17 protein-coding genes are annotated in these 19,349 nt (G+C 70.0%); 11 read left to right on the top strand and 6 right to left on the bottom strand.

The genetic code is table 11. The features are described 5' to 3' along the window. Positions 1-283 precede the first annotated feature (283 nt). The 3 genes from EDD27_RS57510 to eccB all read left to right on the top strand — a co-directional run bounded on the left by EDD27_RS57510 (position 284) and on the right by eccB (position 7,825). Positions 284-5,275 (top strand): FtsK/SpoIIIE domain-containing protein, encoded by a 4,992-nt coding sequence (locus EDD27_RS57510; RefSeq protein ID WP_241564672.1) that lies wholly within the window; start codon positions 284-286, stop codon positions 5,273-5,275. A gap of 88 nt (positions 5,276-5,363) precedes the next feature. After that, positions 5,364-6,275, top strand: coding sequence for a M23 family metallopeptidase (locus EDD27_RS50375; RefSeq protein ID WP_206642016.1), 912 nt, complete (start codon positions 5,364-5,366; stop codon positions 6,273-6,275). A gap of 134 nt (positions 6,276-6,409) precedes the next feature. Beyond that, positions 6,410-7,825 carry a type VII secretion protein EccB gene (eccB, locus tag EDD27_RS50370; RefSeq protein ID WP_127939809.1) on the top strand — a complete coding sequence of 472 codons (1,416 nt, stop codon included), beginning with the start codon at positions 6,410-6,412 and terminating at the stop codon, positions 7,823-7,825. A gap of 7 nt (positions 7,826-7,832) precedes the next feature. Here the strand turns inward: eccB and EDD27_RS50365 are convergent, their stop codons facing one another. The 3 genes from EDD27_RS50365 to EDD27_RS55160 form a co-directional block, all read right to left on the bottom strand. Then, positions 7,833-8,843, bottom strand: coding sequence for a methyltransferase (locus EDD27_RS50365; protein ID WP_127939808.1), 1,011 nt, complete (start codon positions 8,841-8,843; stop codon positions 7,833-7,835). 100 nt (positions 8,844-8,943) lie between these two features. After that, entirely contained in the window at positions 8,944-9,783 is an 840-nt protein-coding gene (locus tag EDD27_RS50360; protein ID WP_127939807.1) for a hypothetical protein, read from the bottom strand. 10 nt (positions 9,784-9,793) lie between these two features. After that, a complete protein-coding gene (locus EDD27_RS55160; RefSeq protein WP_164904151.1) occupies positions 9,794-10,903 on the bottom strand; it encodes a hypothetical protein in 1,110 nt (369 codons plus the stop codon). Positions 10,904-11,128: 225 nt separating this feature from the next. Here EDD27_RS55160 and EDD27_RS50345 point away from each other — a divergent pair, with 225 nt between their 5' ends. The 6 genes from EDD27_RS50345 to EDD27_RS55155 are packed head-to-tail and all read left to right on the top strand — an operon-like array spanning position 11,129 to position 15,469. Continuing rightward, on the top strand, positions 11,129-11,467 hold the full coding sequence (locus EDD27_RS50345; RefSeq protein WP_127939804.1) for a WXG100 family type VII secretion target: 339 nt from the start codon (positions 11,129-11,131) through the stop codon (positions 11,465-11,467). Positions 11,468-11,484: 17 nt separating this feature from the next. Next, the gene (locus EDD27_RS50340; RefSeq protein WP_127939803.1) at positions 11,485-11,796 is read left to right on the top strand and encodes a WXG100 family type VII secretion target; all 312 of its coding nucleotides are present in this window, start codon (positions 11,485-11,487) and stop codon (positions 11,794-11,796) included. 47 nt (positions 11,797-11,843) lie between these two features. Beyond that, positions 11,844-12,206: a hypothetical protein gene (locus EDD27_RS50335; RefSeq protein WP_127939802.1), complete on the top strand. Its 363-nt coding sequence runs from the start codon at positions 11,844-11,846 to the stop codon at positions 12,204-12,206. Then, positions 12,206-13,630: a hypothetical protein gene (locus EDD27_RS50330; RefSeq protein ID WP_127939801.1), complete on the top strand. Its 1,425-nt coding sequence runs from the start codon at positions 12,206-12,208 to the stop codon at positions 13,628-13,630. Before EDD27_RS50335 ends, EDD27_RS50330 begins: the two co-directional genes overlap by 1 nt. Beyond that, the gene (locus EDD27_RS50325) at positions 13,627-14,043 is read left to right on the top strand and encodes a hypothetical protein (RefSeq protein ID WP_127939800.1); all 417 of its coding nucleotides are present in this window, start codon (positions 13,627-13,629) and stop codon (positions 14,041-14,043) included. Before EDD27_RS50330 ends, EDD27_RS50325 begins: the two co-directional genes overlap by 4 nt. A gap of 19 nt (positions 14,044-14,062) precedes the next feature. Beyond that, complete coding sequence (locus EDD27_RS55155; protein ID WP_164904150.1) at positions 14,063-15,469, top strand: WXG100 family type VII secretion target; 1,407 nt, start codon at positions 14,063-14,065, stop codon at positions 15,467-15,469. A gap of 91 nt (positions 15,470-15,560) precedes the next feature. Here the strand turns inward: EDD27_RS55155 and EDD27_RS50315 are convergent, their stop codons facing one another. Continuing rightward, positions 15,561-16,004, bottom strand: a complete 444-nt coding sequence (locus tag EDD27_RS50315) for a YbaB/EbfC family nucleoid-associated protein (protein WP_241564671.1) — start codon at positions 16,002-16,004, stop codon at positions 15,561-15,563. Between the two features lie 72 nt (positions 16,005-16,076). Then, entirely contained in the window at positions 16,077-16,508 is a 432-nt protein-coding gene (locus tag EDD27_RS50310; protein ID WP_127939799.1) for a YbaB/EbfC family nucleoid-associated protein, read from the bottom strand. A gap of 180 nt (positions 16,509-16,688) precedes the next feature. Here EDD27_RS50310 and EDD27_RS50305 point away from each other — a divergent pair, with 180 nt between their 5' ends. Then, entirely contained in the window at positions 16,689-16,946 is a 258-nt protein-coding gene (locus EDD27_RS50305) for a hypothetical protein (RefSeq protein ID WP_127939798.1), read from the top strand. Further along, entirely contained in the window at positions 16,943-17,839 is an 897-nt protein-coding gene (locus EDD27_RS50300; protein ID WP_127939797.1) for a hypothetical protein, read from the top strand. Before EDD27_RS50305 ends, EDD27_RS50300 begins: the two co-directional genes overlap by 4 nt. Here the strand turns inward: EDD27_RS50300 and eccD are convergent. Further along, positions 17,836-19,290, bottom strand: coding sequence for a type VII secretion integral membrane protein EccD (gene eccD / locus EDD27_RS50295; RefSeq protein ID WP_241564670.1), 1,455 nt, complete (start codon positions 19,288-19,290; stop codon positions 17,836-17,838). The genes EDD27_RS50300 and eccD overlap by 4 nt on opposite strands. Positions 19,291-19,349: the final 59 nt, after the last annotated feature.

Raw genomic sequence — 19,349 nt, 5'->3', positions numbered from 1 at the left:
GAACGGCGGGGGCGAAATGCGAGGACCAATGCTCGTTTCGCAGGTGACGGTATGTCAACGGGAAATAACCGATGCTTATTGTTTCTATCGAGTTGACGGATGGGGATTTTTCCGGCTAGTTCCGCGCGATTACCACTGGCGTCACATCAGGCACAGGATCAACTGCTTTTACGGATTCATACCGACGAATGGCCGGTCGGTCATGCCATTGATGTCAACCGGCCGGTCTCGCCCCGCTTCGGGCGCTACCTTGGCGGCCGAAGTCGAGCGAGGAGACGGCACCATGCGGATCATGCTCACCGTGCTCGGCGGGCAGGGCGACCGTGACGTCGTGATCGACGGCGACGACCACACCACAGTGGCCAGGGTGAGTGCGGCGCTCAGCGACGCCGGGCCGCTCGCGACGGTCGTCCGGCTGCCCAGAGCCAGAGCGCCCTACGGCATGTCCGCCGGACGCGGGCCTGCGCCCGACGACGCCGGGCTGCACGTGCCCCGCCCGCGCCGGCCTGACCGCGCCGGCAGGCCCGGCCGGCACGAGGCGGCCATGCCAGGCGGGCAGGCTGCTGTCACGCCGGGCGGTCAGGAGCCGGCTATGCCGGGCGGGCAGGAGCCGGTCATATGGCGTGACGGCCGCCCGCTCGACCCGCGCGCCCCGGCCACCTCCGTGCTGCGGGACGGCGACAAGATCACGCTCGACCCTCGCCTGGCCCGGGCCACGGTGGTCGAAGAGCCGGGCGGGGTGGCCGAGGTGCGGGTGGTGGGCGGGCCCGCGGCAGGGGCGGTGCACCGGCTGGGGCTGGGGACGTACATCATCGGCTCCGATCCGATGTGCGCGATCGCCGCCGCCGATCCGGCGCTCGCCCCGGAGGCGGTGACCGTACGCGTGACGCCGGATGCGATCACCGTGGAGCGCACGTGGCAGCAGCCGGGCGACGCGCCCAAGCTCAAACTCAAGGGCCGATGGGCCGAGGAGGTCGCCGAGCTGACGGCACGGGTCGCCGAGCGGGAGGCGGCCGAGCTCGCGGCCGGCTACGGCGAGGTGCCCGAGCTCGACGGCCGGCCGCTCACCGAGCCCGTCCAATGGATCGACCAGGCGGTGCTGACCTGTGGTTCCTCGGTCTTCGTCCTGACGTCGATCGAGGCCAAGGACGCGCACCTGACGCCCAGGAGCGAGGGCGGCGTGGCGTACAACCGCCCGCCCAGGCTGCGCCGCCCCGAGCCGGAGCGCACGTTCGTGAAGCCGAAGGAGCCGAGCAGGAACGAAGGGCTGCGCCTGCAGTTGCTGGCCGCGCTCCTGCCCGCCGCGCTGGGGCTGACGCTGGCGATCGCCCTGGGGCAGTGGTACTACCTGCTCATCGCCTTCATGACGCCGATCATCATGATCGGCCAATGGTGGAGCGACCGCCGCCACGGCAAGAAACAGCACAAGAAGGCGATCAAGGAATACAAGGAACGGCTCCAGAAATTCGACGAGGTGGTCGAGCAGGCCAGGGTCGCCGACGAGGCCGCCCGTAGAGCCGACGCTCCAGACCCGGCCCAGGTGCTGCTCACAGCCACGGGGCCGCGCAGGCGGCTGTGGGAGCGCAGGATCCACGACTCCGACGCGCTCCGGCTGCGGGTCGGTCTCGCCGACCTGCCCGCCGATCTGCAGCTGTCAGAGGAGCAGGGCGGACCCATCGATCCACCGATCTGCCGTTCCGTGCCCGTGGCACTGCCGATGCGGCGGCTGGGAGTGGCGGGGGTCACCGGTCCGCGAGGCGCCGCGGCCGCCCTGGCGAGCTGGCTGATCGCCCAGGCCGCGACCCTCCACAGCCCCCGCGACCTGGCCATCGTGGTGGTGTCGGCGCACGCCGACGCCGAGCACCGCTGGGGCTGGATGCGCTGGCTGCCGCACTGTGCGCCACGTGCCGGCGAGGAGTGCGTGGCGCTGGTCGGCACCGACCCCGAGTCGGCCGCGCGCCGCGTCTCCGAGCTCGCCGCCCTCATCGACGAGCGCCAGAACACCAAGATCCCCGAGCTCGGCAAGGTCCCGAGCGGCTGGGACGACCTCGGCGGATCCGAGAAGCCCACGTTCTCCTCCTACGACGTGCGCCCTTACGACGTGCTGGTGATCCTCGACGGCGCCCAGGTGCTGCGCGGCCTGCCCAACATGCCGCAGGTGCTGCGCCAGGGACCCCGCGCCGGGGTGTACACGCTCGCCATCGACGACGACCAGCGCCTGCTGCCGGAGGAGTGTCAGACAGTGGCCGCGTGCGGCGGCGACGGCCTCGTGCACCTGCGGGGCGGCGGCCTCGACGTCATCGGCCCGGTGCTGGGCGATTTCGTGTCGGGCGCCTGGTGCGACCGCTTGGCCAGGTCACTGGCTCCGATCCGCGACGTGAGCAGGGACGACCCTGCGGGCAACCTGCCCGGGGCGGTCCGCCTGCTCGACCTGATGGGCATGCCCGACCCGTCGGGCAAGGAGCTGGCCTCCCGGTGGCGCGACCATGGCACCACCCGCGCGCTGATCGGCGTCGGCCCCGAGGGACCGTTCTCGGTGGACCTCAAGCTCGACGGGCCGCACGGCCTGATCGCCGGCACCACGGGCGCGGGCAAGTCGGAGCTGCTGCAGACGCTGATCTGCACGCTGGCGGTGGCCAACCGGCCGGACCAGCTGACGTTCGTGTTGATCGACTACAAGGGCGGGGCCGCGTTCAAGGAGTGCGTACGCCTGCCGCACACGGTCGGCATGGTCAGCGACCTCGACGGCCACCTGACGCAACGGGCGCTCGACTCGCTGGCGGCGGAGATCCGGCGCAGGGAGCGACTGCTGCTGAAGGCCGGGGCCAAGGACATCGACGACTACGCGGGCGACGTCCCGCTGCCGCGGCTGGTGCTGATCATCGACGAGTTCGCCGCTCTGGTGGCCGAGTTGCCCGACTTCGTCGCCGGCCTCGTGGACATCGCCCGCAGAGGCCGCTCACTGGGCATCCACCTGATCCTGGCCACCCAGCGCCCGGCGGGCGTGGTGACGGCCGACATCCAGGCCAACACGTCCCTGCGGATCGCACTTCGCGTGACCGAGCCCGCCGAGTCGTCGGACGTCATCGACCTGCCTGACGCGGCCCACATCTCGAAGTCCACACCGGGCCGCTGTTACGTGCGTTCGGGGGTGGGCGCGGCCACCGCGGTGCAAACGGCCAGAGTCGGAGGCCGCAGCCCGGCGAGACCGGCCACGTCGCCGAGCGGAGCCGACCATGCGGCGACCGTCCGGGTGCTCGACGTAACCTGGCGTTCCCTCGGCAAATCCCTCCCACCTCCGCCGGAGCCGGAGGAGGAATCGGCGGTCACGGACCTCACGCTGGTCGCCGACGCCCTCATCGAGGCCGCCCGGCTGGCCGGCGTCCCCACCCAGCCGAGCCCCTGGCTGGACCCCCTCCCCACCCATTTCGTCCTGGACCTCCCCGACTCGAGCGCACCTGTCTCGCCCACGCTCACCCCCGAAGCGTCCGATCCCGCGACGTCTGACGGCGCAGGTCCCGAGACGCCGAGCGCGGTGGAAGCCGTTCCCCTCAGCGCGTCCGGGCTTCCCTTCCGCGGCAATCCCCTCCAGGCCCGCGTGAAAGCGCCGTTGGGCACGTTTCCGAAGGCTGCCCCGCCTGCGGGATTCGGGGCCCTCCCGCCATCGGAGCCGGGTGTGGGCCTGTCGCCGGAACCCGCCGGAGCTGGCGCATTCGCCGAGGTGGCGCCACTGCCTTTCGGGCTGACGGACCGTCCGTGGGCGCAGGATCGGCGGCCTCTCGCTCTGGACCTGGCCCACGGAGGACACCTGCTCATCGCGGGCGCCGCGCGCAGCGGCAGGTCGACGGCGTTGCGGACGATCGCGGGGTCGATCGCGGCCCATGCCTCTCCCGGCGACGTACATCTCCATGCGGTCGACTGTGGCTCGGGCGCGCTGTTGCCGCTGGTGGCGATGCCGCACTGCGGGGCGGTGGTGACCCGTGACCAGCTCGACCGGGTCGAACGCCTGCTCACCCGGCTCCGCGTCGAGATCGGGCGCCGCCAGCAGTTACTGGCCGAGGCCGGGCACGCCTCGCTGGCCGAATACCGGCAGGCGGGCCACCGGATTCCCTGGCTGGTGTTCATGCTCGACCGTTGGGAAGGCTTCGTGGCCGCGTTCGAGGGTTACGACTACGGCCGCCTGATCGAGTCGCTGCTCCAGTTGCTGCGTGAAGGACCGGCGGTGGGATTCAGGGCGGTGATCACCAGCGACCGGTCGGGGCTGCTGGGCCAGGTGTCCACGGTGTTCGACGACCGCCTGCTCCTGCGCCTCGCCGACTCCTCCGACTACGGTCTGGCAGGATTCCCGCTCAAGGGCCTGCCGTCCTCCATGCCTGCGGGCCGCGCTCTGTCCATGGGCGATCACGGCATCGTGGAGCACCACATCGCGCTGCTCTCCCCCGATCCCGCCGGCCCCGCGCAGGTGGCGACCCTCCAGGCACTGGCCCGGGCCGCCGCCACCGCCCCGTGCGCTCCCCCGGCTGGGCGGGCCCAGCCCTGGCCCGCCCATGCGGCCGGCCGGAGTGGCTGGCATTGGCACGGGGAGCCGCCGCTGCGCGTCGACGCCCTTCCGATGCGCATCACCGCGAGCCAGGCGCTCGCGCTGGACCCGTCCTTCAGTCCTCCGTCGCCGCTGTGGGCGCTGGTGGGTGCGGGCGGCGACGCGCTCGCGCCGCTCGGGCTCGACCTGCTGGCTCACGGACCCGGGGCCGTGATCGCGGGCCCGGCGCGCTCGGGCCGCTCGTCGACCCTGCTGGCGGCCGCTCATTCGCTGATCGCACGAGGGACGCCCGTCATCGCCGTCGCGCCGAGACGCAGCCCGCTACGAGAGCTGGCCGGAGCGCGGGCCGTGCTGGACGGCAACGCCACGAACCTGGCCGAGCTCGTCGCGGATCTGCACCACTATGTCGTGCTGGTCGACGACGCCGAGCTGATCAACGCGGACGGTCCGCTGGGGATGGCGCTGGAGGAGGTGCTCAAGTCGGGGAGAGACGGCGATCACGCGCTGCTGATCGCGGGCACGACAGGGGATCTGGCCGTCGCCTACCGCGGGTTCGCGGCGGAGACCCGGAAATCCCGTACGGGTGTGCTGCTGTCGGTCCAGGGCCAGAACGACGGTGACATCTTCACCATTCGCCTGCCCCGTGGGGCGACCGGAGGTCCGCCCGGGCGCGGGATCCTCGTGACGACCGGCACCATCACTCCGATCCAAGCGGCTCTCCCGGACGGCGAATAGCCCTGGTGGGGCGCGGGGTGAATGTACGGTTTCTGAATAGTCCGCGAAGATCTGGACGGGCCGATGATCCGGCTGACAATGTTCCGCCATGCGGATCAAGACCCTATTAGCCGGCCTCTGCGGCATGGCCGTGCTTTCCCTCGGCGGCGTCAACGCGGCGAGCGCCTCCGCGGTATCGGCAGGACCCACGTTCCAGCTCCCGTTCCCCTGCGGAGAGACCTGGGTGGGCAGCAACAAGAGCTCAGCGCACACCGCCGGTTACGAGATCGACTTCAACGGGAGCGCCGGCGACGGCGACAGGGACCTGGGCAGGACTGTCGTGGCGGCGGCCGCGGGCACGGTCGTGATGTCGGAGTTCCGGACCACGGACGGCTTCGGCAAAGTGATCAAGATCCGGCATTCCGATGGCTCCGTCACCTTGTACGCCCACCTGAACGACCTGCTGGTCAGCAAGGGCGCGACAGTGCGGCAGGGGCAGAAGATCGGCACCGTGGGCAAGACGTCCAAGAAGTACAAGATGCTGGCTCACCTCCACTACGAGCAGCGCACGTCCGCGGGGACGATCGTCGCGGCCACGTTCAACGGCGTCAGGTTCCGCTACCCGAACCAGACGCTGACCTCGAAGAACTGCGGCGGCAGCCAGCCCACCACGCCGCCCCCGGCCACCGGCGGCACGAAGAACCCGTACTCGGCCACGCAGGTCTGCGGTTCCGGTTTCAAGCAGATCGACTCGGCCGCCCTCGGCACGGTGGGGCGGGTGGTCCTGCTCTACTCGGCGGCCAGCGGCGAGAACTGCGTCGTCACGCTGCGTAACAACGTCGCAGGAAAGGCGGCCATGCGGGCGTACCTGGAGGTCAAGGGCCAGCCGAGGAAGACGGGCGCGGGCAGCTTCCAGTTCTACGCGGGTCCGATCCGGGCCAAGGCCGTCCGCACCTGCGTCAAGTGGGGCGGCGCCATCGGCTCCGTCACGTACGACAGCCCCTTCGAACACTGCGGCTGAGAAGCCGGACGTCGGCCTCGTGACTCCGGCAGTCACGAGGCCACAGGTGGATATGGTGCTTTAGGGACGTTCGGGAAACAAGGGCCTTTATGCTGATGCGCGGGCTGTGACGCGCGGGAGGGGCGGGAGGGACTGTGCAGACCAAGAAAGACCTCTATCAGGCCCACCGCCTGATGCAGCAGCGGCTCGGGATGGCGCTCCTGCAGGCGGAGCCGGACGTGCCCGAGTCCCCGATGCGGCGGCAGAACGTGGCAACGTTCGGCGGGATCCTGGTCGGAGTCCTGGTCATGGCGGTGTTCGGGATCTGGGGGCTGGTCAAGCCCGGCAACGCCACCAAGCTGACCGACCCGGGCCAACTGCTGGTCGAGGAGGAGACCGGGGCCACGTTCGTCTACAGCCAGCAGCAGCAGCGGCTGTTGCCGGTCGCGAACTACGTGTCCGCGCGGTTGGTGCTGGACGCCGGGGAGATCACGACGCGGAGCGTGACCGCCGCCTCCCTGGCGGGGCTCAGCCGTGGGCCGCTCATCGGCATTCCCGGCGCACCCGACTCGCTGCCGGTCAGGGAGAAGCTGGTCAAGGCCCCGTGGTCGGTGTGCGTCGTGGACGTGCCCGACAACCTGACCGGGCGCAGGCCGTACACGACGCTGGTCGGGGGGACCGACGTCGGCGGGAAGCCCGTGGGCACGAGTGCCATGGTGGTCTCCGACGGACAGCAGAACTGGGTCATCTGGGGCGACCGGCGCATGCGCGTCGGCGAGCCGGGCGTGCGCGCGCTCAACGCGCAGCCCAGGAAGGTGCCCACCGCCTGGCTGACCGCGCTGCCGGTCGGCCGCGACTTCAAGGGCCCCGACGTGGCGAACCGGGGGAAGAAGCTACGCGCCGGAGGCCAGGCCACAGCGGTGGTCGGGCAGGTGTTCACGGTGCCGGCCCTGCCGGGCACCGCGGCGCGCTGGTACGTCCTGCTCGACGACGGCTTGGCGCCCATCACCGCCGTCCAGGCCAGGTTGCTGCTGGAGGATCCGGCCAGCAAGAAGGCCTACGGCAACCGCCCGGTGCAGCCCATCCAGATCGACGCCGCGTCGGCCAACGCGGCACCGTCGCGCCAGAACGTCATGGACACCAGCCTGCCGCCGGCCATGCCGAACGTGATCAACGTGCCGGGCTCGGCACCGCTCTGCTCGGTGTACGCCAACACGGCGGCGGGCTCCGTCGCGGCGAAGGTGACCGTCGGCAGCAGGATCACCATTCCGACGCCGGCGAACTCGAGCGTCCAGAACCGCTTCGACCAGGTCCTGCTCCCGCCGGGAAGCGCCGTGGTGGCCGGCGTGCTGCCCGGCGAGGGTCAGCTCAACGCGGTGGCCGGCGCGCTGTCACTGATCACCGACCAGGGCGTGCGCTTTCCAGTGCCGTCGGCGGATGTGCTCACCAAGCTCGGCTACGACGCCGCCGACATCGCTCCGGTGCCGGCGAGCATCATGCAGTCGATCCCGCAGGGCCCGACGCTCGACCTGGCGGCCGCCATGGTGCCGGTGACGGTGGCCGGCAGGTAGGCCCGTCTCAGCCGCCGGGGTCGCCGTCGGCCACGACGAGAGCGAAGCTCCCGGGCAGGGGGATGACCTCGGCGAGCCGGAAGCCGGCCGCCCGCAGCAACGTGGTGTACTCCTGGCGCGTGCGCTCCATCCCGCCGTCGAACACCGCGAGCATCCTGATGTCCATGTCCTTGCCAGGATGCGGGCTGTCGTCGTCCGGCAGCACCATTTCGAGCACGAACAGCGTCCCGCCCGGGCTCATCGCCGACCGGACGTTGCGGAGGATCCGTACGGCCTCCTGGTCCGACCAGTTGTGCAGGACGCTGGCCAGCAGGTACGCATCGGCACCTGGCGGGACACTGTCGAAGAAGTCTCCCGCCACGAGCCGGCATCGGTCCGCCACGCCGCGCTCGCCCAGGGCACGTGCGGCGCCCGGAACGACATGGTCGAGGTCGAAGAGCACGCCCTTGAGCCGCGGATGCCCGGCCAGCACCGCGGCCAGCAGATGCCCTCGCCCGCCGCCGACATCAACAAGTGTGTGGAATCTGGAGAAGTCATAACTCGCGGCTATCGTCCCGAGGTACGGCCGCGTACGCGCGATCATGTACTCGTCGAAGAGCGTCCTGAGCGCCGGGTCGCGGTCGAGGTACGCATAAAAGCTCCCGTACCGCTCGGCGAACGCGCTCCTGCCGGTCCGCACCGTCCGGGTCAGGGCGCCTATCGCGTACCAGAGCCCCTCCTGGGCGATCGCCCGCACGGCGGGACGCAACGACCCGGGCGCTCCGGAGCGCAAGGTCATTCCGTGTTCGGTGAGCTCGTAGCCGTCGTCAGTGGAGCGCACGATTCCCATGCTCGCCACCTCACGCAAGGCACGATGCAACGACGGCGCGTCCGCCCCGCACAGGTCGGCCAGTTCGTCCACCCTGCGAGGGCCGTCCGCGAGATGATCGGCGCAGCCGAGCTCGGCCACCGCCGCCAGCGCCGCGAAGCGTGAGAGACCGTAGATCGCCTCCCACACCGGTTTCCCTGAAGACGACATCGGACCCCCTGCCTGTGTTCGGGCACCCGCTCCATCGCCGGTCGTGCCCGCCCGATGCCGTGCTTCTACCCAGCGTGCACTCGCCTGCCCCCGTGGCCGGCTACCAGCCAGGCATGAGCGACGGCTGCTCGAACTGGCCGGTGTCGAACTTGCTCTCCGGGGAGTCGACCATGTCCAGCGAGGCGGCATCGTAGATCGCGCTCGCCTCCATCAGGTTCGGCTTGCTCGCCGACACGGCCTGCAGCCCCGGCAGGTCCTTGGCGAACTGGTTGTAGGCGATGCCTGCGATCCCCAGGATGCCGGTGGCCTTCATGATGAGCTTCCAGTGGTTCTTGAAGACCGTGGACACCGAATTGTGCAGCCCCACCACCGCGCGCATCGCCGCCGCCTCGCCCTGCAGTGCGCCCGCCACCGACATCCGGCACGCCAGGACGAACACCGCCAGCGCCTCCAGGAAGGCCCCGACGATGATGCACACGGACATCAGCACGTGGTAGCCCTGCGCCGTGCACCTGAGGGTGTTCCCGCAACCGGTCCTGTTCTCGTCGAGCGTGGCGAGGTGGCCATCAAGGACGTCGACCTTGTCCTTGAACGACTGGTAGGCCCGGCCCTCCCAATCCCCGGCCTCGCCGATCTCCTTGGTCAGCCGCTGCAACTCGCCGCGCAGGGCGGCGATGTCACTGGCGGCGGGCGCCGCCATCGGCGGGCGCCACTCCTGCTGCCCGCCACCGGCGAAGAGCGGTGACGCCGAGGCGGGTGAGATGTTGACGGAGTGGGGGTTGAGCCACTGGTCGGCCGCCTGGTCCTGCGCGAACGGGTCCGCGACCATCAGCCCCATGAGCCCGACGATCGGCCAGGCGTACGGCATGACCACGGCCGCCGCGGTGGCGAGCCCCAACGCGGTGACGAAGCCATCGAAATCCGTCTCGTAACCCGCCATCTGCCTGCCCCTATATCTCTTCCTTGCCGAGCACCGCCGGCGCGACGTCCTCGTCCATCCCCCAGACGCCCTCTTCCTCGGCGAGATGCGGGCCGCGCTCGCGGTCGTTGTCCCCGTTGCCGGGGCTCGCCCCGCCCATGGCGCCGGGAGGGTAGATCGGCGGTATGCCGGTGTTCAGCGCGCGGGCGATGCTGCCCGGCGCCACGCCACCGCCCGCCGACGGCCCGCCGGGTCCCAGGGGGCCCTCCGGATAGCCGACCGCGGGACGGGCCATGGAGGCACGCGGGTCGAACGCCGAGGTGTCCGGCACGGAGATCCGCGGGGTGGTGCCGGTCGGCAGGTTGGGATTCACCGCCGCCAGGTCGGTGTCGGGCTTCTCCACGCCGCTGAGGTCCGGGGTGTTGACGCCGGGATTGTTCAGGTCCGGATTGTTGAGGTCAGGGCTGTTGAGGTTGGGCTGCTGGATGTCGCCCGGGTTCGGGGTGTTCAGGTCCGGCCGCTCGATGTCGCCGGGGTCCGGCGTGTCGAGGTCCGGCGTGTCGAGGTCCGGCTGCTTGATGTGCCCCGTGTCGGGCTTGGGGATGGACGGCCGGTCAATCGAAGGGTCGCCCAGCTTGCTCGGATCGACGCCGCCGGGATCTCCCATGCCGCCGATCTTCGGCATCTTGCCCAGCCCGCCGCCCGGTATCTTGCCCGGCCCGCCGCCGCCAGGACCCCCCGGGCCTGGCGGCTTCTTGCCCCCCTTGCCGGCCTCTTCGGCCGCCTCGGTGTTGTCGGCGGCCGTGTTGAGCGCCTTCTTCCAGGAGTCCAGCACGTCCTTGGCCTGCTTCAGCGCGTCGGCCGCGCCGTCCCGCACCGAGCGGTGCACCACGTTCAGGCCGCCGCCGATCGTGCCGAAGGCCATGGTGTGGATGTCGATGGCCCTGGTCTTGTCGCTCATCTCCGTCAGGTCCTGGCCGTAGCCGCCCACGTTGGTGCCCAGCGTCCTGACCCTGGAGTGGCGCATCGTGAACTTCGGGTCGATGGACCGCGGGTCGAGATTGGCGCCGAGGTTGCCGGCGCCCAGATTGCCGTAGGCGCCGGCGAAGGGACTGCCGCTGGACGAGGATGAGTTGGACACGCGCCCCCCTTGTCACGTACGCCACATACGCTACGCCAACGGCATTACGGACGCACCCGAATCAGAGGCACTGTTCTGGGCGATACACCCACGAGCCACCCCGAGGATATGGAAAATTAACTGGATCACATGCGACGCTAGCGACAGTTGTTCACTAATGTGACCAATCAGGCCGACATGTCGCCGTCGGCCTGAGTCAGCCAACCAGCAAGGGAGGGAGACCCTATGGGGGCCGAACCGCAGACTCAAGTAAGTGAAGCCGATCTCAAGGCCGCCGTCATCGCCATTGAGGACGCGGCCACACGCCTGCGCACGATCCAGCGGAACCTCGACACCGCCGGCGTGGAGCTCAAGCACAACTGGGTCGGCCAGTCGGAGTATGCCTTCGACGCCGTGCACAGGAAGTGGCACGAGCGGATGGACAAGGTCCTCGAAAGCCTGCAGCGCCTGGCGCAGGCCATCACCACGAGCAACACGAACTACACGGAGTTCAACAGAGAGCGGACTGAGGCGATGAACCAGATCGCCGCGATGATCAGCGGCCAGTTCAACTCCCGCATCTAGCAGCACAGGAGGCCGCGATGCCCGCGGAAGACATCTTCGACATCACAAAGGTCAACTACGCCGGTCTGGACAAGGGCGAGGAAGCCTTCGCCACCGCGCTCAACGGGATGATCGACACTTTGGAGCAGCTGGAGCAGAAGCTGCTGGCCCAGAGCGCGATCTGGCAGGGCCAGACCAAGACCGTCTTCGATCAGGAACGACAGCTCTGGAACCGCGAGGCCAACGACATGTCGCAGTTCGTCAGCCTGTTGAAGCAGAACATCAACATCACGAACATGAACATGCAGCAGGTAGAGAGGATCAACTCGCAGATCTTCGACGGCAGGTAGGAACACGCGAGGCGAGACCGCCGGAGCCCTGACAGCGAAGGGGGAGCATGGGCACCGATCGTGGAGTGGACCTCAGCAGGCGAGCGATCCAGACCGCCAGGAACGACCTGGCGGAGGCGCTCGCGCTTCTGAGCCCTGACAGGGAGAAGGGCGGCACCGCCACACCTGTGCTCAGGCCGGAGGGCGTGGCGGCCGAGTTGTCCGCCGACTTCTCGGCCATCGGCTTCACCTGGCCGGCGGCCATGAACTTCCACGAGAGCGCGAGCAACGGCATCAGGGCCGTGACCACGTCGTACAACAGCATCGTCCTGCAGTTGCAGACCCTCCTCGAGCTGTTCGACCAGGCGTTGCGCAACTACGACGGCGTCGAAGTGGACAGCGGGGACCGATCCGGTCAGGTGCGGGTCTGATGGCTCAGGAAACGCATGCGATCAGGGCGCCGATCAACACCGAGGAGGTCGAGGACGCGAACCTCGAGATGCTCCGGGAGGATCTGGCCAACAACAAGCCCGAACTGTTGCGCAACGCGGCCTCTGAGCTTCTCACCGCCAAGCGGCGCCTCGACAACCTGGTGGGAGTGATCGACCGCCATCTGAGGGAGCTGGACCAGCACTGGACCGTCGGCGAGGACGCCAGGACGGTGAAGGCCGGGCTCCGCAGGCTGCGCGAGTCGGCCGCGGACGTGTCCACCACGATCAGCGAGCAGACCCTCGACCCCGACGCGAACCAGTGCCTCGCCAACCCGTCCGGCGTCGCCCCCGCGCTCCTCCTGCAGGCCCACACGTTGTCGGCGTTCAGCGGCAAGAACGTGCCGGAGTCCGCGGACAAGGACGTCAACTTCCTCGAGGGCGCATTCCAGGGCGGCGTGGCCGGCACCATCGGAGGCGGACTCATAGGCGGCCCGCCGGGAATGGTGATCGGCGCCGTCGTCGGCACGCTGGCCGGAGGCGTCACCGCCCTGTTCACCGACGGCCCCTTCGCCAACCTCGTCGGCGATTCCAAGGAGGAGCAGGACAGGAAGGCAGCAAAGGAGCACATCCGGCTGCTCACCGAGGCGACCGAGCAGAACAACCGGGCCTTCCCGGCTCAGCTGCAGACCGACATCCCGCAGTTCGATCCGCTCGCGCCCAAGATCCCCAAGATCCCGTTCAACGGCGGCGGCGGGTTCGACGGCACGGCGCCGGCCGGCCTCAACCAGTCCTTCACCTCCCCGAACACCGATCTGAACGGTCTGGGCCATCCGGACCAGGACGGCCTGCGGGATCCAGGCCTCCACCAGATCCCCGGCCTCGGCAACACCGACCCGAGCAGCAGGTTCCCCGGCGGCCCCGGCACGGACGCCGGCACGGGCGCGGTCCCCGACCCCGGCACGGACCTGAACGGCGCAGGGATGCCCGACGGCCCGAACCTCAACACCCCCTCGGCGAACACCCCCGACGCCCCCGGCACTGACGTGAATGCCCCGCGGACCTCCCTGGCGGGCCTGCCCGACCCGTCGACGTCCCTGCCCACCACGTCCGCCGCGAACACGCCGGGCACGCCGAACACGCCGAGCACGCCGAGCACCAGCGGCATCGGCAGCCCGTACGGCGGCGGCGGCGGCACAGGCCCGGGCAACGGAATGGCGAGCGCCGCGAACGCGGCCGCCGCCATGCGCGGCACGGGCAACAGGTCCCCGATGATTCCGTTGATCCCGCCGGCAGGCCGAGGCGGCCAGCAGGAGGGACAGGAATCGACCCGGACCACGTGGCTTCTCGAGGACGAGGACTACTTCATGAGCGACGAGGCGACCACGATTCCCTACCTCCGCGGTGATTCGAAAGGCAAAGCATGAGCAGGCCCCCGGAAAGCGGCAGCCCGCCGCCGGAGTTGGAGCTGCCCAGCGGCTTCCCCGGGCTCGGCGAGGACGACGGCGGCGGCCCCTTCATCGATCACCAGGAGGTCAAGAGCGTCATCTCGGCGCTGCGCGAGAGCCTCGGCGCGCTGCGCGGCGAAACGATGCCGAACATGAGCGCCACCTGGACCGGGCCCGGCACCGTCAACGAGGTGTCCTACCTGGGCAACGTGGGGCCGCAGGAGGCCGGCCAGTGGGAGGCGGCCTCCGCCTTCGGCAACAACATCCACTTCGCCTACGGCGCGTTCGACAACAGCTATGCGCTGCTCATCGAGCACGTCGAGAAGTGGGCCAACGCGGTGGAGAAGGCCATCGCCAACTACGAGAGATTCCATCAGGACAGCAGTGCGTGAGAACCGGCAGGGATGAGCGATGGCCGATCACTGGGAGCCGATCAGGGTCTATGAGGTCGGCGTCACCGCACCCGACTGCGACACCACCAAGCAGCAGATCGTCGCTTGGCTGGAGGCCACCGATCCGGACCGGATCGAGTCCGCCGGCCAGAGCTACCTGCAGGCGGCCAAGCTGATCCGGGACGAGGGCGGCGTCCAGGACGCCATCATGACCGCCGCCAACGGGTTGTCGCGCGCATGGCGGGGCGAGGACGCCACCAAGGCGCTGAAGGCGCTGCGGCTGCTGTACGCCAGCGCGGGCGCGCTCGCCGACGCCATGCACGACACCGGCCGGCCGATGACCGACTACGCCAGAGAGGTCAGGACCACCCGCGAGAAGGTGGCCGCCCCGGCGAACAGCGCCCCCCTGCTGTCCAACGACAGGCTCTTCACCAACGGCGGCAACTACGGCGCCTACGGCGGCTCGGGCCTTGGAACCGGCCAGACCGCGCCGCCGCTGATCACCGGCAACGGCAGCCTGCCGAACACCCCGTTGCTGCCGCCGGCGGCCCAGGTGGACGCGCAGGCGAGGAAGGACCTGGAGGACCTCAACGTCAAGATCGCCAGTCTGAACAGCCAGCTGGCCGAGGGCCTCGCCTTCCAGATGCCCGACATCACCCCTCTCGAGGTGGACCTGCAGAAGCAGGACAAGCTCGACCCCGGCAGCGGGTCCAGGACGTCCACGGGCACGACCACGTACTGGAACGGCGGCGGCACGGACGGCGGCGGTCCAGGATCAGGTGCCGGTTCGGGATCAGGCGGCGGCACCGGTGGGGGCGACACCGGAAACGGTCCGGAGAGCGGCGAGGACACGCCGCAGGACCCCGACCGGACGGATCCCGAGCAGGGCCGGGACGACCCGTCCACGGACCCGCAGGATCCTTCCACCCCGGAGCAGCCCGGCGGCCCCGGCGAGCAACAACAGCCTCCCGGCCAGAACCAGGGCCAGGACGGCGCCGACCAGCAGCAGGACGTTCCCCCGGTCATCGGCGCCGACAACAAGGACCAGACCCAGCTCGCGGACGCCGGGAACCCGACCACCACGACGCCGCCCGGCACGACCACGAACCCGTACCAGACGACCACGCCGAACGGGACGATCATCCCGACCACCCAGCCCCCGGCGAGCACCCCCAACCCGTACGCGTCCGCTCAGCCGGGCGCGGCCACGTGGTACGGCACGAACGGCACGGCTCCGGCGGCCACCCCGGCCGTGCTCAGGGGCGGGACGGCCACTCCAGGCTCGGGCTTCATGACCTACCCCCCGGGGGTGGGCATGGGCGCGGCGGCCGGCAACGAGGGAGACGAGCGCACCCGCGAGATCTACGACCCGGAGCCCGGCGTCTGGTCCGTCCCCCATGAGGCAGGCCCGGAGAAGATCGGCTGACCCGGGCGCGGTCGGCCCATAAAGGTTGTGGGCCGGCCCATGAAGGCGCTCTGGGCGAGGCCGGCCCATGAAGGCGCTCTGGGCCGGCCTCTCAGCCCTCCATGCGCTGGCGGATCCGGTCGAGCTGCCCCATCAGATCCTCGAAGGTCCGGTTGTAGGCGGCCTGCGCCTGGCGTACCTGTTCCATGGCGGCGTCGGAGTCGGTGCCGAAGCGCATCGGGTTGTCCTCGCCGAAGGCCTCCTCCATCGCCTCTCCCATCTGCCGCCGCAGGTCCGCGGCGGCCTCGGCGACGGTGAGCTTGATGCGCTCGGCGAGCTCGCCCGAGGTCAGGCGCATGGCCTTCGGGTGGAGGACCAGCTCCTTGAGCCCGCCGCCGGAGAACTCCACGGTGACGAGGCCGTCCTCGTCCTCGGCCTGGCCGACCAGCTCGGTCATGGAGGTCCGCAACTCGGCCACGCGTGACATCTGCTCGTCGGCGTTCTTCAGGATCCTGTCGAAATCCAGCGCGCCGAACTCCCGCTCGATCATCCGCATACCCCACATGCCACAAAAGACGCTTTGGTCACAACCCTATCCTCAAGGGTTGGCGGGGGCAGGGATGTCCGGCTAGTGGTCGCCGGAATCAACGCGGCGGCGGATGGTCTCCAGGCCGTCGAGCCGCTCGCTCATCTGCCGGGAGAAGTCATCCTGGAGTTCCTGGAACTGGCGGCTGACCTCATCGAAGGACATGCCGGGGAAGGACTGCTGGGGCATCAGCTCCAAGGCCTTGCGCGCCTGGTCGTCCTGGGCGGCGCGGACCGCCTGGACGATCTCCGCGGTCAGTTCGTCCAGCTCCATCCTGGAGGCCCTCGCGCTCAGCCGCAGGTCATCGAGCCAACCGTTGGCATCCACCCGGGCACGGACCACGCCGCTGAGACTCTCGCCCTCTCCGGTGACTGCGCCCAGCTCGTGCAGGGCGCCGGCCAGCGCGCGGATCGAGCTTTCACTCTCCTGCAGGACGCGGTCGAGATCGTCGGGGTGGAAGTGGCTGGAGTTCATTCCGACACGCCACCGCTCCTAGGTTAACGCTCCGGGAGCAGCGGCTTTCCGACCACTGAAGTGATCACTAAATCCTGTTCTAGGTGATGAAACAGGGGCAAAGCACCGCGAGAATCGGGCATCGTGGCAGCTAATCGTGAAATCCACATCACCTCGTCCTGTATCGCCAAAACGCGGAACATGGTGGAGCTCGAGCTCAAGAACGACATGATCGGCTTCGTCAAGGGCCTGGTCCCGGAGACGGCGCTGTCAGGTCTCGGGTTCGGCGTCTTGGGCGACATGATCCTCGGGGGCACGTACGGAGGCATCATGCAGCGGGCCGACGAGCTGCTGAAGGATGCCGAGACCACGCTCGACGGCTGGAATCGGGCGCTGACCAACTGTCAGCGCAACTGGCGGGCCGCCGAGGATGCCAGCATCGTGAGATACCGCGCATGAGCCGTGACCCATATCTGGATGCGATCAATAAGGGCAGGGGACCCACACGCGACCCGTACCTGGATGCGGTCAACAGACGCTCCCCGCTCCGCCCGGCGCGCCCGCCCTCGCCCAGCCCGACGCTCGGCCGGGTGGCGCCCATGGCCGCCCGCTCCGCGGAGTCCCTCAGCGCCAGGGTTCTCAGCGCTCTGCGCGGGCTCGCCAGGCTGTCGCCCTACATGATCCCGGTCGTCGCGGTGGCGACCATGGCCGCGGCCGACGAACCGGCCATGGCGGCGGCCGCCGCCACGTGGAAGTTCGGCATGGCGTCCCGTCTCGACGACGGCGTCAAGAACGTCATGCCCCGGATCGTCGCGGCGTCCAAGAGCGGCTGGATCGCGGAGGACCAGGAGGCGTTCGCGCGGGCACAGGGGATCTTCCATCGGGAGATCGGCGCGCTGCGCAACACGTTCAGCGAGGTCGGGGGTGTGATCGACGAGGTCGCCGCCGGGTTCCGCAGCTTCTGGCTCGAGCTCGGGGGGACGGTGCTGACGGCGGGCTCGCTGCTCGTCGCGGCCCTTCGGATGAAGTTCTCACCGGTACCCACGGTGTCGGCGGCCGGCATGATCATGGAGCGGCTTGTCGGATCGATGATGCTCAGCGCCACGGCGATCTTCGCCGGCATGCTGGGAAACATGCTCAAGGAGGGCATGCAGGTCCTCGGGTCCCTGGTCAAGAAGCAGCACCAGTTCGGGTTCGTGTTCCCGGGAGGGGGCGCGGCCATCGACTTCTCCCATGCCACCATCGACACCCGCGACCTGCCCTCGTTCCAGGAGCCACCCGCCCCGGGGCAATTGCCCGTCGGCCACCAGGACTTCGAGTGGATCGCACCGGATGTGAAGACCACCACTTAGCCGGCCAGGCCCCGGATCCAGGTGTAGACCTCGAGCACGCCGAGCGCCAGCGGGAAGAGCGCGATGAGCAGGATGACGTCCACGACCTCGCCCGCACGCCCCCAGAACGGCGAGAGCCGCCCGGACGGCAACCACAGCCCGAGCCCGACGACCAGCATGGCCAGCCAGAGCAGCCCCATCACCACGGCCGCGGCCGCCACCGTGCCGGCGCCCGCGGCCAGCGCGATCGCCACCGCCACCAGACCGGCGAGCCCCGTGCCCAGCAGCCAGAGCCGCTGACCGAGCCCGTGGAAGACGCGGGCACGCAGCAGCAGCACCAAAGAGAGCACGATGGCCATCGAGACCGCCATCCAGGTGGCGGCGGTGATCAGGTACGCCAGCGCCCCGATGGCGGTCAGCGCGATGCCGACGACCATGCCGGTGGCGTACCGGCCGGCCTGTGCGGTCCGGCTGAGCACGGCGTCGCTGTCCAGCCGCTGGTTGTCGGCACGCAACTCTTCGGCGTTGGCGGGCAGGGCGGGCAGCGGCACCCGGGCGATCCGGAACGACAGGGACGGGATCAGCGGGCTGAGCGAGATCAGGATCGTGACCGTCATGGCGGCGACGCCCACTGCGGGCACACCGAACACCATGACCACGGCCGCGGCCACCGCGCCTGCCACCGTCGCGATGGCCGTGCCCAGGAATCCCGCCACACCGTCCGCGACCAGGGTGCCTCCGACCGTGGCGACCAGTGCGGTGCAGGTGAGCGCGGCCAGCAGGTGCGGGGCGCCGATCCCGGCCAGGGTGGAGCCGCTGACCAGGCCGTACAGGCCGGCCAGGAAGGCGTACGGGAGGGCGGCGTATCCGATGAGGGCGCCGGCGGACGAGTCGCCGACCGCCCTGGACAGCGCGGCGCTGACGCCGAGCAGCAGCAGCGCGAGCATGCCCGCGACCACGGTCACGCCCAGCGGCGCGCTGCCGGACAGGACCAGCGCGGGGGCGCCGAGCGCGAGCAGGACGGCCGACGCGCCCGTGCCCATGGCCTTGGTGTGGCGGGATTCCCATTTGCCGGTGCTCTGCTTCACGCCGGTGGCCACGACGTCGGCCACGTCGTCGTACAGGGCGGGCGGCAACGTGAACTCGCGGGGCCGTAGGTAGAGGAGCTCCCCATCCAGCACCCCGAGCGAGGACAGCGTCTGTCCCAGATCGAACGGCTGGCCACCGAGCCGCTGGAGCACCCAGCCGGGCGCGCCGGCCGCGTCACCGCTCGCCTCACCGACCGCGCGCAACAACCCCGGCAGCACGTGCGGCAGCGGGATGTCGGCAGGCAGCGCCAGATCCACCCGGCGGCGCGGGGCGACGATCGTGACATGGCACAGCGGCGCCAGCGGCGCCCGGCCCGGCGCGCCGTGCGGGACCGGGGGCACCGGCGGCATGGGCTGCATGGGCGGATGGGCGAGCGAGGTCACGACCACTCCAGATCCGGCTGGCTTAAAACGACACGACCGACATGGCGAACATATAGGGA

This window comes from Nonomuraea polychroma (assembly GCF_004011505.1).
GTDB classification, from domain to species: Bacteria; Actinomycetota; Actinomycetes; order Streptosporangiales; family Streptosporangiaceae; genus Nonomuraea; species Nonomuraea polychroma.
Note: the sequence above shows the minus strand (reverse complement) of the source record. Positions and strands in the feature narration are given on the sequence as shown.